The sequence below is a fragment of the Amycolatopsis umgeniensis genome, assembly GCF_014205155.1.
GTDB classification, from domain to species: domain Bacteria; phylum Actinomycetota; class Actinomycetes; order Mycobacteriales; family Pseudonocardiaceae; genus Amycolatopsis; species Amycolatopsis umgeniensis.
The window spans coordinates 3,243,998-3,258,415 of the sequence record NZ_JACHMX010000001.1 but is presented as its reverse complement, the minus strand read 5'-3'; the positions used below and the strand labels follow the sequence as shown (position 1 = coordinate 3,258,415).

Below are 14,418 nucleotides of genomic sequence, written 5' to 3'. Positions count from 1 at the left end.
GCACGTCCTGTCGCTCCGGTGGCCCGGGTGCGGATGACGGGGACCGAGCGCAGGCAGCAACTGCTCAACGTCGCCAGAGCCCTGTTCGCGGAGAAGGGTTTCGAGGGCACTTCCATCGAGGAGATCGCGCATCGCGCGAACGTCTCCAAGCCGGTGGTGTACGAGCACTTCGGCGGCAAGGAAGGCATCTACGCCGTCGTCGTCGACCGTGAAACGCAGCTGCTGCTCGACAGGATGGTCTCCACCCTCCACGGTGGACACCCGAGGGTGATGCTCGAACAGGCGGCGATCGCGCTGCTTTCCTACGTCGAAGACTCACACGACGGCTTCCGCATCCTCGTGCGGGATTCGCCGGTCGCGAGTTCGACGGGCACGTTCTCCACGGTGCTGAACGACATCGCCAGCCAGGTCGAGCACATCCTCGCGCAGCAGTTCGCCGCGCGGGGCTACGACGAGAAGCTGGCCGCGCTGTACGCGCAGGCGCTCGTCGGGATGGTCGCCTTGACCGGGCAATGGTGGCTCGACGCCCGGAAACCGAAGCGCGACGAGGTCGCCGCGCATCTGGTCAACCTGGCCTGGAACGGTCTGTCCAATTTGGAACACAAGCCGAAGCTGCGGCTGCGCTGAGATCTGCGTCGCGTGGCAGTAACGTTTCCCGGCCGGTGAGCGCTAGGTCCCCCATAGAGATCATCAAGCTGGGGGAACACCATGGAAAACTACCCTGCGCCCGCCGTGGAACAGATCGCTCCGCAGAAGAAGAGAACGTGGCTGAAGCCGGTCATCCGGCTGGGCATCTTCGCCGTCGTCGCGGTGATCGCGTTCTTCGTCGCGAATCCGTTCACGGCTTCGAGCACCGAGGTCGGCGCCTGCCTCAAGGGCAACATCGACAACGCGGACAGCGTCAAGAACGCCGACTGCGGGACACCCGACGCGAACTTCAAGGTCGTCGGAAAACAGGAGAACAAGTCAGAAATCGGACTCAAGCTCTCGGGTGGAACCGAATGCGACGACTACCCGACGACCGACGCGTACTTCTTCCAGGGAAAGAAGGGCGCCAATGACGGCACCCTGCTCTGCCTGGAAGACCTGAAGAACCCGGGCGAGCGGGCGCCGGCCGTCGGCGACTGCCTCCCCGACGGCGTGGTCGACGCGAAGAAGCTCACGAAGGAGGACTGCGCGACAGCGCGGTACAAGGTCCTCGCCATCGAAAAGAGCGCGACCTTCCTGGTCGACGGCAGCACGGTGTGCACCCAGGTGCCGTCGACCGACGAGAAGATCCAGTGGCAGCGTTCGGGCGGAACACTCCCGCAGTCGCGGGTGCTGTGCCTGGACGACCTCAAGAAGTAGTCGTCAGCGCAGGAGGCCGGTCTCCCGCAGGTGGTCGAAGATGATCTTGCCAGCCGTGGAGACCCGGTCCCTGTCTACGTGACCGAGCCAGGCGATCTCGTCGATTTCGCTGCTGGCCGTGAGCGTCCCGGTGTACTCGGCGGTGTAGGCGGTCGTCCGGACCAGCACATCCTGCGCGTGCCCGTCGGCCTGCGCTTCGAAGGTCCCGGCGGGCCGGGCGCTCGCCGGGGCGATCTCGACGGCCAGTTCCTCGCGAATTTCGCGGACGAGGGTCTCCGTGTCGGTTTCGCCGGGTTCTCGTTTGCCGCCGGGTAGGTAGAACAGGGACTTGCCGCGCGAGCGGGCGCACAGGACCCGGCCGTCGACCAGGTGGAGCCACGCGATCTTGTCGATCATGGTTCAGCCCAGCGCCGCGGCGGTCTCGGCGGTCGTGAGGACTTCACCCAGCCTCGGGAACACCTTCGTGATCGCCGATTCGTGGGAGATCGCGGCGATCCCGGCCATCGCGTCCGAAACGGCGATGGTCTCGTAGCCGTGGTCGGTCGCGGCACGCAGTGTCGATTCGACGCCGTACTCCGTGGCGATCCCGCCGAGCACCAGCGTCTTCACGCCCAGCCCGCGCAGGAGTTCGTCGAGTCCGGTGGCGTAGAACGCGCCGATCGTGTGCTTGGTGATCAGATGCTCGCCCTCGCGAGGCGTCAGTTCGGCGACCAGTTCACTGCCGGGCGGCTGCTCCTTGACGTACGGCCGGTGTGCCCGCACGTGGATGACCGGCGAGCCGGCCGCGCTGAAGGCGTCACGCAGCAGAACGGCGTTCGAAACGACTTCGGTGCCTTCGAGCGGGACAGTCTCCAACGCGACGATCCGCGTCTGGAGGTCGATCAAGACGAGCGCTGTCGTCGCCGGGTCGATCTTCGTCATGCCGGGAGCTTAGTTGTCCCTATGCTGGAGGCATGGGGACACAGAGAGAAGTCGTGATCACCGGTGGTGGAACGGGAATCGGCTACGCGGTCGCGGCGGCGTTCGCCGCGCTGGGCGAGCGGGTGACGATCACCGGCCGCCGCGAGCAGGTCCTCGGCGAGGCCGCCACGTTGCTCGGCGCGAACCCGGTCCCGTTCGACGCGGCCGACCCGGACGCGGTGGAACGGGCGCTGGCCGAGCTGCCGGAGCGCGTCGACGTCCTGGTCAACAACGCGGGCGGGAACACCGATTTCCGCAACGGGCCCGCCGGAGACCTGAAGGCCTTCGCCGCGAACTGGCAGGCCAATCTGGACGCGAACGTGTTCAGTGCCGTCCTGGTCACCCGCGCCTTGCGGGACAGGCTCGCCGACGGCGCGCGGATCGTCACCATCGGCTCCATCGCCGCGCACTCCGGAGCCGGTTCCTACGGTGCCGCCAAGGCCGCGCTGGAAGCGTGGAACGTCGATGTGGCAAGGGAATTCGGGCCGCGGGGGATCACCGCGAACGTCGTCGCGCCCGGACTGGTCGGGGACACCGAGTTCTTCAACGGCAAGCTCAGCGACGAGCGCAGGGCCTGGCTCGTCGACAACACGCTGACGAAACGCGCCGGTGCACCCGAGGACGTCGCCGAAGTGGTGGCGTTCTTGGCGAGTCCGGCCGCGCGGCACGTCACCGGCCAGGTCGTCCACGTCAACGGCGGCGCGTACTTCGGGAGCTAGGTACCGGGGGTGACGCGCAGCAGTTTGTCGTCCTCGCCTTCCGATGTCGTGACGTAGAGGGCGCCGTCCGGTGCGCTGCGGACGGCGCGCAGCCTGCCGAACTTGTCGTCGAACTCCGGGGGCAGGGTCACTTCGGTGACCTTGCCCGCTTCGTCGAGGCGGAACAGCAGCAACTTCTGCCCCTTCAACGCCGTCACGGCGAGGGAGCCTTCGAGCGCGCCCCACTGCGATCCGGTGAGGAACTCGGCGCCACAGATCGCTTCGGTGATCTCGCCGGTCGTCCACAAAGGACTGACGGCGTCCGGGAACCGTTGCGTGTCGGTCATCGGGACGCCTTCGTCGTACTGGGTTTCGGTACCGCCCTTGGACGGATCCCAGCCGTAGTTGCTTCCGGCGCGTTCCAGGTTGACCTCGTCGTCGATGGTCGGACCGTGCTCGGCGGTGAACACCTGCCCGGTGCCCGGCCGGACCGTGACGCCCTGGACGTTGCGGTGCCCGTAGGTGAACACGCGCTGTTCGTTCGGGTCCGCCGACGAGATGAACGGGTTGTCCGGCAACGGGTTCCCGGTCTTCGCGTCGACGCGCAGCACCTTGCCGCCCAGACTCTTGCGGTCCTGCGGGTGCTGCGGGCGGGCGGTGTCGCCGGTGCCGACGAGCAGCGCGCCGTCCGCGCCGAACGCGGGACGGCATCCTGAGTGCCTGCCGCTGGAGTTGACCGGCAATCCGGTCAGCAGGTCCTTGACCTTCGAGGCGCTCGCGCCGTCCTCGGAAAGCCGCCAGGTGACCAGCCGGATGTCGACGGCCTTGTCGCCTTCTTTGTGGGTCTGGCAGGTGATGAACTCGCGCGAAGTCGCGAAGTCCTTGCTGATCACCATCCCCATCAAGCCGCCCTCGCCGCGCACGTGGACGTCGGAGAAGTCGGCCGTGACGTCGCGTTTCGTGCCGCCCTCGACCAGGGCCAGCTTCCCGGGGCGCTGGGTGACGAGGATCTTCCCGTCCGGCAGGAAGCCGACGTCCCAGCCGTGTTCGAGCCCGGCTGTCACCTGCTCGACCTTCAGTTTCGTCACAGAGGGCTTCGAGGTGACCGGCGGCGCGCTCTGCACCGTTTCGCTCGACGCCCCCGAACAGGCTGTGACCAGCAAGAACAGTGAGGCGAACGCGGCGACGGTGGTAGTGCGCATGGCATCAGCATGCCATCGTCGCCAATCGCCCGCGAGGAACGAACCGGTCATCCGGTGAGGATCGCGGCGGTTTCGGCGTCGGCGGGCAGGAACGTCTCCAGTTTCAGTTCCGACACCGTCACGTCGGCGGCGGTCGCGAACGTCGTGATGGCCGTGATCAACCGCAGTTCGCCCGCCGAAGTGGACAGCCGCATCGGGACGGCGAACCCGAGATGGTCCGGGCCGGGCGGCCCCGGCTCCGGAACGTAACTTTCGAGTTCGGCCAGCAATGCGGTGAGCCGCTCGTCGGGCGCGTGCGCGATCTCCTGCGTCAGCCGTTCCAGGATGTGCCGTGCCCAGTCCGCGAGGTTCCGTACGCGCGGCGCCATCCCCTTCGGATGCAGGGCGAGCCGCAGGGTGTTGACCGGTTCTTCCAGCAGTTCCGGTGCGACGTCCTCGAAGAGCAGGTCGAGCGCGTCGTTGCGGGCGACGAGCACGCCGTAGCGGTCGACCACGATGGCCGGATACGGCCGATGGCCGTCGAGCAACCGCCTCATGCCGTCGAGGACCGGCAGCAGCCGGGGGTCGTCCAGCGCCGTTTCGGGGAAGCCCGGGGCGAACCCGGCCGCCAGCAGCAGGCCGTTGCGTTCCCGCAGGGGGAGTTCGAGCGATTCGGCGACGCGCAGCACCAGACCGCGGCCGGGGATCGACCGGCCGCCTTCCAGGAAACTCACGTGCCGTTGCGTGGTTCCGGCCCGTAATGCCAGTTCCAGCTGGGACAGCCGCCGCCGCTCGCGCCAGCCCCGCAGCGCGGGGCCGAATCCGGAAACCATGGTCGTCATCTTGGCCGAGGCGCCGGTGACACCGCTATTCCCTCGAAGGAATTGAGACGATTCCCCGGCGCGGAGATGCTCGTGGCATGAAATTCGGTCTGGTCGTCCCCACTTATCGGTCCATCCTCGACGCCGGGCGCACCGCGCCGGAAATGGTCGCCGTCGCGGTCGAAGCCGAACGCCTCGGCCTCGATTCGGTCTGGGTCGGCGACACCCTCGCGAAGGCGCCCATCGACCCCTTGACGTTGCTCGGCGCTTTCGCCGCCAGAACCGAACGGGTCACCCTCGGCACCGCCGCGCTGCTCCCGGCACTGCGGGATCCGCTCCTTTCCGCGAACACGATCCTTTCGCTCGACCTGCTCAGCCAGGGCCGGATCACGCTCGGCGTCGGTGCGGGATTCGCGGGCCGCAGCGAACCCGAATTCGCCTTCACCCGTGTCCCCTGGGAACGCCGCCGCGCCCGGCTCGACGACATCGTCGCGCTGTGGCGGCACGTGTGGAGCGGGAAGAGCGGCCCGTTCCACGGCGAAGTGCTGGATTACGACACCCTTCCGGAGTACCCGGAGCCGCACACTCCCGGTGGTCCGCCGGTGTGGCTGGCCGCGTTCACGCCGGGAGCGCTGGAGCGCGCCGGACGGCTTTACGACGGTTGGCTGCCGTATCCGCCCGACGTCTCGGACTACGCCGATGGCCTCGCGAAGATCCGCGAAGCAGCCGTACGCCCTGTGACGCCCGCGTTGTTCGCGACAGTGCTCATCGAGGACGACCCGATCCGGGCACGCGAGCGGCTGGAGGACTACGCGCAGCGCAATTACGGAGTTCCGCTGGACTTCGTCGAGAAGATCCAAGTGCAGATCGCGGGCAGTCGTGAAGAGGTCGCGGCGAGGCTTCGCGAATACGAGGACGCGGGCGCCGAACACGTCCTGATCCGGATCGCGACGCAGGAACCGGCGGAGTTCGACGAGCAGCTTCCGAAGGTGGTCGAAGCCCTGCCCAGGTAATCGCGCGGCGGACTGTCGGTGCCCCCACGTAGGCTGGGACGGTGACAAACGCTCCATTGTCCGGACTCCTTCATTCCATCCTTCCCGATCCGGCCCTTCGCGGGGTCGTCGAGCGGGCCGGTGCCCCGGTGCTCGAACTGCAGGGCGCGATCGCCACCCGCCAGCTGGTCGCCGGTGCCCTCGCCGCAAACGAGGGCGCCGGCCGCCCCGTGCTCGCGGTGACCGCCACCGGCCGCGAGGCCGACGAGCTGACAGCTTCGCTGAAGTCGTTCCTCGGCGAAGACGCCGTCGTCGACTTCCCGTCCTGGGAGACGCTGCCGCACGAGCGGCTGTCGCCTCGGGCGGACACGGTCGGAAGACGGCTGGAGGTGCTGCATCGCCTCAAGACCGGAGCGGACGGCCTGCGCGTCGTCGTCGCGACCGTCCGCAGCCTCATCCAGCCGATGGCTCCGGGGCTCGGTTCGCTCGCGCCGATCGACCTGGTCGTCGGCGAGGAACAGAGCTTCGAAGGGCTGTTGGAGCAGCTGGTCGAGCTCGCGTACACGCGGGTGGACATGGTCGAGAAGCGCGGCGAGTTCGCCGTGCGCGGCGGCATCCTCGACCTGTTCGGCCCGACGGCGCAGCATCCGGTGCGGGTCGAGTTCTGGGGCGACGAGGTCAGCGAGATCCGCGCGTTCGCGGTGTCCGACCAGCGGTCGCTGCCGGGGGAGATCCAGCACGTCAGCGCGCCGCCGTGCCGCGAGCTGCTGCTCACCGAGCCGGTGCGCGCGAAGGCCGCCGAGCTGGCGACGACGTACGAGGCGGACGCGCAGCTCACCGAGATGCTCACCAAGCTCTCCGGCGGGATCCCCGTCGAGGGTATGGAGGCGCTCATCCCCGTGTTGTGCGAGGGCGAGCTGGACCTGCTGACCGACGCGATGCCGCAGGGCACGCACGTGCTGCTGGCCGATCCGGAGAAGATCCGTGCCCGCGCGGCCGACCTGGTCCGCACCGGGCAGGAGTTCCTCGAAGCGTCCTGGACCACGGCCGCCGCGGGCGGTCAGGCGCCGATCGACCTCGGCGCGTCCGCGTACCGAGACCTCGCGGAGATCGCGAAGCACGCTCAGGAGACGAAGCGTCCTTGGTGGACGCTGACGCAGCTGGCCAGCGACGATCCCGACGTCTACCGCGTCTCGGTCGAGGCCGCGCCGAACTATCGCGGTGAGGTCGAGCGCGCGACGACCGATCTGCGCGCGCATACGGCCGCGGGCGGGACGGCCGTGCTCGTCGTCGCCGGGCACGGCACCGCGGCCCGCGCCGTCGAGCAGCTGTCGGCGGGAGACGTGCCCGCGTCACTGGCGGAAGGTCTCACCGGTCCGCTGACGGCAGGCGTCGTCACGGTGACGTGCGGCGGCCTTTCGGACGGTTTCGTCTCGCCGGAGCGCGCGCTCGTCGTGCTGTCCGAGTCGGACCTGACCGGCCGGGGTTCCGGCGCCGGAACGTCCACAAAGGACTTCAGTACCAAGATGCCGTCGCGGCGCCGCAACGCCGTCGACCCGCTCGCCCTCAAGGCGGGTGACTACGTCGTGCACGACCAGCACGGCATCGGGCGGTTCGTCGAGATGGTGCAGCGCACGGTGGCCGGCGCGACCCGCGAGTACCTGCTGCTGGAGTACGCCTCCTCCAAACGCGGGCACCCCGGCGACCGGCTGTTCGTCCCGACCGATCAGCTCGACGAGGTCTCCCGCTATGTCGGCGGCGAGCTGCCGACGCTGAACAAGCTCGGCGGGTCGGACTGGAAGAACACCAAGGCCAAGGCGAAGAAGGCGGTCAAGGAGATCGCCGCCGAACTGGTGCAGCTCTACGCCGCGCGGCAGGCCGCGCCCGGGCACGCGTTCGGGCAGGACACCCCCTGGCAGGGCGAACTCGAAGACGCCTTCCCGTTCACCGAGACCAACGATCAGCTCGCCGCGATCGACGAGGTCAAGTCGGATATGGAACGCGGTGTCCCGATGGACCGCGTCATCTGCGGCGACGTCGGCTACGGCAAGACCGAGATCGCGGTGCGCGCGGCGTTCAAGGCGGTGCAGGACGGCAAGCAGGTCGCGGTGCTGGTGCCCACGACGCTGCTCGCGCAGCAGCACCTCAACACCTTCACCGAACGGATGAGCTCGTTCCCGGTGAAGATCAAGGGCCTCTCACGGTTCACGAACAAGACCGAGTCCGACGCGATCCTCGAACAGCTTTCCTCGGGTGACGTCGACATCGTGATCGGCACGCACCGCTTGCTGCAGACAGGGATCCGGTACAAGGACCTCGGCCTGGTGATCGTCGACGAGGAGCAGCGGTTCGGCGTAGAGCACAAGGAGCACATCAAGGCGCTGCGGACGCACGTCGACGTCCTGACGATGTCGGCGACGCCGATTCCCCGGACGCTGGAGATGTCGCTCGCCGGGATCCGCGAGATGTCGACGATCCTGACCCCGCCCGAGGACAGGCACCCGATCCTGACCTATGTCGGCGCGTACGACGACAAGCAGGTCGGCGCCGCGATCCGGCGCGAACTGCTGCGCGACGGCCAGGTCTTCTACGTGCACAACAGGGTTTCCTCGATCGAGAAGGCCGCGAAGCGCATTCGCGAGATGGTGCCGGAGGCGCGCGTCGTCACCGCGCACGGGCAGATGAACGAGGAGAAGCTCGAAAAGATCATCCAGGGGTTCTGGGAGAACGAGTACGACGTGCTCGTCTGCACGACGATCGTCGAGACCGGTCTGGACATCTCGAACGCCAACACGCTGCTGGTGGAACGCGGCGATCTGCTGGGCCTGGCGCAGCTGCACCAGCTGCGTGGCCGGGTCGGACGCGGTCGTGAGCGCGGGTACGCGTACTTCCTGTACCCGCCGGAAGCTCCGCTCACCGAAACGGCGCACGACCGGTTGGCGACCATCGCGCAGAACACCGAACTGGGCGCGGGTATGGCCGTGGCGATGAAGGACCTGGAGATCCGCGGCGCGGGCAACATCCTCGGCGCGGAACAGTCCGGGCACATCGCCGGTGTCGGTTTCGACCTGTACGTACGGCTCGTCGGCGAAGCTGTCGACGCGTTCCGGCGGCACGCGGGCGCGGACACGGCGGAGGAGGAAGAACTCGCCGACGTCCGGGTCGACCTCCCGGTGGACGCGCATATCCCGCACGACTACGTGCCGGGTGAGCGGCTGCGGCTGGAGGCGTACCGCAAGATCGCGGCCGCGCCCGACCAGACCGGTCTCGACGCCGTGCGCGAGGAACTGATCGACCGCTACGGCCAGCCGCCCGCCCCCGTGCGAAGGCTGCTCGCCGTCGCCGCGTTCCGGCACACGTGCCGGGCGGCGGGCGTCACCGAGGTCGCCGTCCAGGGCTCGTCGATCCGGTTCGCGCCGTTGCCGCTGGCGGATTCGCAGATGGTGCGGCTGAAGCGCTTGTATCCCAAGGCTCTCTACAAGGCGGTGACGAACACGGTTTCCGTGCCGAAGCCGACAGAGGGGCCGGCGGGCGGCCGGATCGGCGCTCCGGTGCTGCGGGACGAGGAACTGCTGGATTGGTGCGCGAAGCTGCTGACGAATCTGATGAAGTCGCCGGCGCCTGTCGCGTGAGCGAATCGCGACTTACGACCTGGTTCTCACGGCAGAGCCGGTGTGAGAGGGTAGGCGCTGTGATGCGGATCATGGGGCGCCGTCGCGCGCTGGTCGGGGTTCTTGCCGGTTCTCTCCTTCTCGCCGGATGCAACGCCGGACCAGGACAGGTCGGTGCGGCGGTGATCGTCGGCGGCAAGTCCGTTTCGGTCGATCGCGTGCAGCAGTTGATCGACAAGGCCGTCCGTGAGCATCCGTACGGGCAGCAGCTCGCGAAGGAGCACAAGCTCGATCTCGTCGGCCGAGAGATCGTGCGCCAGGAGATCCTTCACGACCTCACCGAGCGTGCCGCTCAGCGCGAAGGCGTCCGGGTCGACGAGTCCCTCGTCGTGGCCGCGTTGCAGAACGATCCGCTGGCGACGCCGATGGAGGCCAAGCAGCAGAACGATCCCGCGATCAGCGTGCAGCAGCTCGTCGCGCGCGTGCGGGACCACCGTGAGTCACTGGTCGACGCGGCGCTGCAGACCCAGCTCGCGATGAAGTACCTGGACAAGCTCACCGTCACTTTCGATTTCAGCTCGGTCTCCTCGACCGACGCCACCGGTTCCGACGCGGACAAGCTGCGTGATGAGGCGATCGAGAAGGCCCGGAAGTTCGCCGCCTCGCCGAACGCGGCCGCCGAGCTGATCGCGCAGGACCAGCAGACGTCGGACACACAGGCAGGCACCGGCCAGAAGCTGCCGGCGATGCAGTCGCCCGCGACCGCGGCCACCGTTCTGTTCGGCCTCGAACCCAACACGGTCGCCGCGTTCCAGCCGACGCCGCAGCAGCCGTTGTGGGTCGTCGTCGTGGTGCGTGAGAGGGCCGCCGACAAGCCCGTCGCGTCGGATCAGGCCGCCCAGCCCAGCGCCCAGCAGCTGGCCAACGTCGGCATCCGGCTCCTCCAGCCGTACCTCGACCAGGTCGACCTCAAGGTCAACCCGCGCTACGGCGTGTGGGATGTTGTGGGCATGGACCTCGCGCCCAACGAAGCTTCGAAAAAGGGCATCGTGCTGCCTGTGCACGGCGCCACCCCGCAAAACCCGTGACCGCTGCCGTCGTCGTGATCGCCCGCGGGGCGACACTGCCCGCCGCGGCACTGCCGATCTTGCGAACCAGCGATGCCGTGTACGCGGCTTCGGACGTCGATCCCGGCGTTTTCGGTGTCCCCGCGCTCGGTGACGCACAGGTGCGCGCTCTCGTGCTCATCGCGGGTTCGCGCCGGGAACCGAAGGCCGCGGCGCTGATCAGGTCGGGTGCGCGGGTGTTCGAAGCGCCCGTTCCGCCGCTGGTCGAGGCCGCCGAGGTGATGGACCGCCTCCGCTCGCCGGGCGGATGCCCGTGGGACGCCGTCCAGACCCACGAGTCGCTGCGCCAGTACCTGGTCGAGGAGACCTACGAGCTGCTCGACGCGATCGAGGAAGGCGACCGGGAAGCCCTGCGCGAGGAGCTCGGTGACGTCCTGCTCCAGGTGCTGTTCCACGCGCGTGTCACCGTCGAGGACGAGGCCGATCCGTTCGGGATCGACGAGGTCGCGTCCGATCTGGTCACGAAGCTCGTCGGGCGGCACCCCCACGTCTTCACCGACGCTCCGCGCGTCGAGACCGTCGACCACCAGAACCTCAAGTGGGAAGAACTGAAACAGGCCGAGAAGAGTCGCCAGTCCATTGTGGATGGCGTCGCGCTCGGCCAGCCCGCCGTGGCGCTGGCCGGGAAGCTCGGACAGCGCAGCGGCCGGGCCGGGATCCCGCTCGACCTGTTCCCGGAAGGTTCCGAAGCGGCGGCTCAGTTGTTCCGGGTCGCCGCGACCGCTCGCCGGGCCGGAGTCGACCCCGAAGGTGAGCTCCGTGCCGTCGCGAAGCAGTTCGCGCGAGACATCCGCGATGCCGAACAGGCCGCCCGAGACGCCGGCCTCGAGCCGAGGACACTCGAGGCCGACGGCTGGCGCAAGTTCTGGCCGAACTAGATCGTCAGCACGAGCTTGCCCTGGACGCGTCCTGATTCGCTCAGTTCGTGCGCCTTCGCCGCCTGTTCGAGCGGGAGGACTTCGGCGATCGAGACCCGCAGTGAACCGGCGTCGGCCAAAGTCGCGATTTCCGCCAGGTCCGTTCCGGACGGGGCGACGTAGAACTCGGCGAATCGGAGACCGAGTTCTTCGGCCTTCCGCCGGACCTCCGTCCGGTCCGGGCCGTGCCCGACGATGTCGATCAGGGAACCGCCCGGTTTGAGCGTGTCCAGTGACCGAGGGCCGTACTCGCCGGAGACCGGGTCCAGTACGACGTCGATGACCTGCGATTTCGCGAAATCGCAGGTCGTGTAGTCGATGAGTTCGTCAGCGCCGAGGTCCCGGAGGAAGTCGTGCTTGGCCTCGCGCGCGGTGCCGATGACGTACGCGCCCTTGGCCTTGGCGATCTGCACGGCGAGATGTCCGACCCCGCCCGCCGCGGCGTGGACGAGCACCCGGTGGCCGGGGCCGACCGGGAACACCTCGGTGAACGGTTGCCACGCTGTCAGCGCCGCGATCGGGAGCGCGGCGGCGTGGACGTGATCGAGACTTTTCGGTTTCAGCGCGAGCGCGCCCTCGCTGACCGCGACGTACTCGGCGTACGAGCCGTTCGGCGGGAACGTGACGCCGTAGATCTCGTCTCCAGGCTGGAACCGCGTTCCGGCCGAGTCGACCACGCCCGAGAAATCGAGTCCCACGGTCAGCGGCAGGTCGCCGCCGACCAGCCCGTTCCGGATCTTCCAATCCGCCGGATTCACCCCGGCGGCGTGGACGCGCACGAGGACCTGACCCTCGCCCGGAACGGGCTTTTCCGATTCGGCGAGGTGGAGAACGTCGGGTCCGCCGAAGAAGACTTGCTGGATCTTTCGCATGGAAACGAGCATGTCGGTGCTCGGTACCCGTTGTGAAGTAGGCACTGCACTGGTATCTAGGTACCTCATGGGTACCTTCGATGAGCGGCGGATATTCGAGGAATGGGTGGCGGTCCACGGCCGCGACTGCCCGTCCAGGACGGTCATCGAGGTGCTCGCGAACAAGTGGGCCCTCTACGTCCTCGGTGCGATCCGGCGCTACGAGCGGCCGATGCGGTTCAGCGAACTTCGCCGTTTGCTCGACGGGATCACGCAGAAGATGCTGACCCAGACACTCCGCGCCCTGGAACGGGACGGGTTGATCCGGAGGGACGTCTATCCGACCGTCCCGCCGCGGGTCGAGTACGGGCTCACGCCGCTCGGTGTCGACGTCGGCAAGCTGACGAACGCCGTCGCCGAATGGGCCGTCGAAAACGTCGACCAGATCTTCGCCGCGCGCTCCGCGTTCGACGACAAAGCGGCCGAGGCCGCGCAGCCGCTGTGACGCGGGACACAATCGGGTGAGAACCGTTTCCGTGATCTCGACGTCTTGCCGGGTGTGAAGGGAACGGAACCGGACGAAGAGCAGCTCGTCCGCCGCACGGCCAAAGGTGACCGCGCGGCGTTCGAGGAGCTCTACCGCCGCACGTCGCCGTGGCTGGCCGTACGCCTGCGCCGTCGCTGCGCCGACGAGCAGATCGTCGCCGAGGTGATGCAGGAGACCTATCTCGCGGTTTGGCGCGCGGCCGGGGCGTTCGCCGGTTCGGCCGTCGGTGGGAGCGCCGTCGGCTGGCTGTGGACGATCGCCGCGAGGCGGCTCGTCGACGCTTTCCGCCGCCGGGCGAAGCACGCGCTGCCACTGCCGGTCGCGGAGGCGGCCGTCGCGCCCGCCGCCGAAGACGAGGCGCTGGCCGGTGCGGTCGGCGACCACGTCGGCGACGCGCTGCGACGGCTCGCTCCCGAACTACGTCAGGTCTTGCAGGCCATGGTGCTCGACGGGCTGACCGTCCGGGAGACCGCGGTCCTGCTCGGCGTGCCGGAAGGAACCGTCAAAACCCGCGCCAGGCGGGCTCGGATCGCGATGCGGGAGGCGCTGTCGTGAACAAGGAACACGTGTCCGGACAGCTTCTCGCCGGTTACGTCCGCGGGGACGGATTGGCAGGCGACGAGGTCTGGGCGATCGAAGCCCATCTCGAGTCCTGCGCGGAATGCCGGGGGAGGCTGTCCGCGATCAGCCTGCCGACGGTGTCGGCGCTGGTGGACGACGTCTGGGCGGGGCTGGGCCCGAAACTGGCCGAAGCGGGGCCGGGGCGGTCGCGAAGCCGGTGGGCCGGGCGGCTGCACACCTGGGTGACACCGGTGATGCTGCCTTGGCTGGTGATGATCATCCTGATCCCGGCGATCGGCTTCCTGCTGGACGGGGTCGGCTTCGTCTGGAGCGGGCGCTACTCGTTCGTCCAGCTCTTCTCACCGGTCCTGCCGGTGCTCGGGGTCGCGGTGTCCTGGTCCAAGGGCCTCGATCCCGCTTACGAACTCGTCACTTCCGCGCCGAGGGGCGGGTTCTACCTGGTGCTGCGCCGCACGACGGCGGTCCTCGCCGTCGTGCTGCCGATACAGGCTCTCGCGAGCTGGGCCGCGAGCGGCGGATTCGGGCTCGCTCTCTTGCCGAGCCTGGCTTTCACCACCGGGACGCTCGCGCTCGGCGGGCTGATCGGCGTGACCCGGGCGGCGTATGTCCTGGCAGGCGTCTGGATGGCGGTGGTCCTGGCGCCCGCGGTGGCTTCGCAAGGGCAGGCCACCGCACTCGATCCCCACTTGCTTCCGGTGTGGGGCGTGATCTTCGCGCTGACCGCGGTCGTGGTGGTGCTCCGGCGGAGCTCCTTCGGCCTGCTCAGCGGAACCGAACGATAGAA

The 14,418-nt window shown here is 68.5% G+C and carries 15 protein-coding genes; 10 read left to right on the top strand and 5 right to left on the bottom strand.

The genetic code is table 11. The annotated features are described in order from the left end of the window. The first annotated feature begins 33 nt into the window (after nt 1-33). Both HDA45_RS14885 and HDA45_RS14880 read left to right on the top strand, forming a co-directional pair. Complete coding sequence (locus tag HDA45_RS14885; protein ID WP_184905664.1) at nt 34-627, top strand: TetR/AcrR family transcriptional regulator; 594 nt, start codon at nt 34-36, stop codon at nt 625-627. 81 nt (nt 628-708) lie between these two features. Then, nucleotides 709-1,347 carry an LppU/SCO3897 family protein gene (locus HDA45_RS14880; protein WP_184895667.1) on the top strand — a complete coding sequence of 213 codons (639 nt, stop codon included), beginning with the start codon at nt 709-711 and terminating at the stop codon, nt 1,345-1,347. A gap of 3 nt (nt 1,348-1,350) precedes the next feature. Here the strand turns inward: HDA45_RS14880 and HDA45_RS14875 are convergent, their stop codons facing one another. Beyond that, nucleotides 1,351-1,743, bottom strand: a complete 393-nt coding sequence (locus HDA45_RS14875; RefSeq protein WP_184895665.1) for an NUDIX hydrolase — start codon at nt 1,741-1,743, stop codon at nt 1,351-1,353. Nucleotides 1,744-1,746: 3 nt separating this feature from the next. Next, nucleotides 1,747-2,268, bottom strand: a complete 522-nt coding sequence (locus tag HDA45_RS14870) for an isochorismatase family protein (RefSeq protein ID WP_184895663.1) — start codon at nt 2,266-2,268, stop codon at nt 1,747-1,749. 32 nt (nt 2,269-2,300) lie between these two features. Between HDA45_RS14870 and HDA45_RS14865 the strand changes: the two genes are divergently transcribed. After that, complete coding sequence (locus HDA45_RS14865; protein ID WP_184895661.1) at nt 2,301-3,026, top strand: SDR family NAD(P)-dependent oxidoreductase; 726 nt, start codon at nt 2,301-2,303, stop codon at nt 3,024-3,026. Here HDA45_RS14865 and HDA45_RS14860 read toward each other — a convergent pair. Both HDA45_RS14860 and HDA45_RS14855 read right to left on the bottom strand, forming a co-directional pair. Continuing rightward, nucleotides 3,023-4,207, bottom strand: coding sequence for a PQQ-dependent sugar dehydrogenase (locus HDA45_RS14860; RefSeq protein WP_184895659.1), 1,185 nt, complete (start codon nt 4,205-4,207; stop codon nt 3,023-3,025). The genes HDA45_RS14865 and HDA45_RS14860 overlap by 4 nt on opposite strands. A 47-nt stretch (nt 4,208-4,254) precedes the next feature. Further along, complete coding sequence (locus HDA45_RS14855; protein ID WP_184895657.1) at nt 4,255-5,019, bottom strand: helix-turn-helix transcriptional regulator; 765 nt, start codon at nt 5,017-5,019, stop codon at nt 4,255-4,257. A gap of 86 nt (nt 5,020-5,105) precedes the next feature. Between HDA45_RS14855 and HDA45_RS14850 the strand changes: the two genes are divergently transcribed. From HDA45_RS14850 to HDA45_RS14835, 4 genes are all read left to right on the top strand, one after another. Continuing rightward, the gene (locus tag HDA45_RS14850; RefSeq protein WP_184895655.1) at nt 5,106-6,020 is read left to right on the top strand and encodes an LLM class flavin-dependent oxidoreductase; all 915 of its coding nucleotides are present in this window, start codon (nt 5,106-5,108) and stop codon (nt 6,018-6,020) included. 56 nt (nt 6,021-6,076) lie between these two features. Continuing rightward, entirely contained in the window at nt 6,077-9,631 is a 3,555-nt protein-coding gene (mfd, locus tag HDA45_RS14845) for a transcription-repair coupling factor (protein WP_184905662.1), read from the top strand. A gap of 62 nt (nt 9,632-9,693) precedes the next feature. Continuing rightward, nucleotides 9,694-10,698, top strand: coding sequence for a hypothetical protein (locus HDA45_RS14840; RefSeq protein ID WP_184895653.1), 1,005 nt, complete (start codon nt 9,694-9,696; stop codon nt 10,696-10,698). Next, the gene (locus HDA45_RS14835; protein WP_184895651.1) at nt 10,695-11,615 is read left to right on the top strand and encodes a MazG nucleotide pyrophosphohydrolase domain-containing protein; all 921 of its coding nucleotides are present in this window, start codon (nt 10,695-10,697) and stop codon (nt 11,613-11,615) included. The genes HDA45_RS14840 and HDA45_RS14835 overlap by 4 nt, the downstream gene beginning before the upstream one ends. On the opposite strand, the gene HDA45_RS14830 is transcribed toward HDA45_RS14835, so the two are convergent. Beyond that, nucleotides 11,612-12,526, bottom strand: coding sequence for an NADP-dependent oxidoreductase (locus tag HDA45_RS14830; RefSeq protein WP_246480715.1), 915 nt, complete (start codon nt 12,524-12,526; stop codon nt 11,612-11,614). The genes HDA45_RS14835 and HDA45_RS14830 overlap by 4 nt on opposite strands. A gap of 67 nt (nt 12,527-12,593) precedes the next feature. Between HDA45_RS14830 and HDA45_RS14825 the strand changes: the two genes are divergently transcribed. The 3 genes from HDA45_RS14825 to HDA45_RS14815 are packed head-to-tail and all read left to right on the top strand — an operon-like array spanning nt 12,594 to nt 14,416. Continuing rightward, on the top strand, nt 12,594-13,010 hold the full coding sequence (locus tag HDA45_RS14825) for a winged helix-turn-helix transcriptional regulator (protein WP_184895648.1): 417 nt from the start codon (nt 12,594-12,596) through the stop codon (nt 13,008-13,010). A gap of 54 nt (nt 13,011-13,064) precedes the next feature. Then, the gene (locus HDA45_RS14820; protein ID WP_184895647.1) at nt 13,065-13,607 is read left to right on the top strand and encodes a sigma-70 family RNA polymerase sigma factor; all 543 of its coding nucleotides are present in this window, start codon (nt 13,065-13,067) and stop codon (nt 13,605-13,607) included. Further along, on the top strand, nt 13,604-14,416 hold the full coding sequence (locus tag HDA45_RS14815) for a zf-HC2 domain-containing protein (RefSeq protein ID WP_184895645.1): 813 nt from the start codon (nt 13,604-13,606) through the stop codon (nt 14,414-14,416). Before HDA45_RS14820 ends, HDA45_RS14815 begins: the two co-directional genes overlap by 4 nt. The last annotated feature ends 2 nt before the right edge of the window (nt 14,417-14,418 follow it).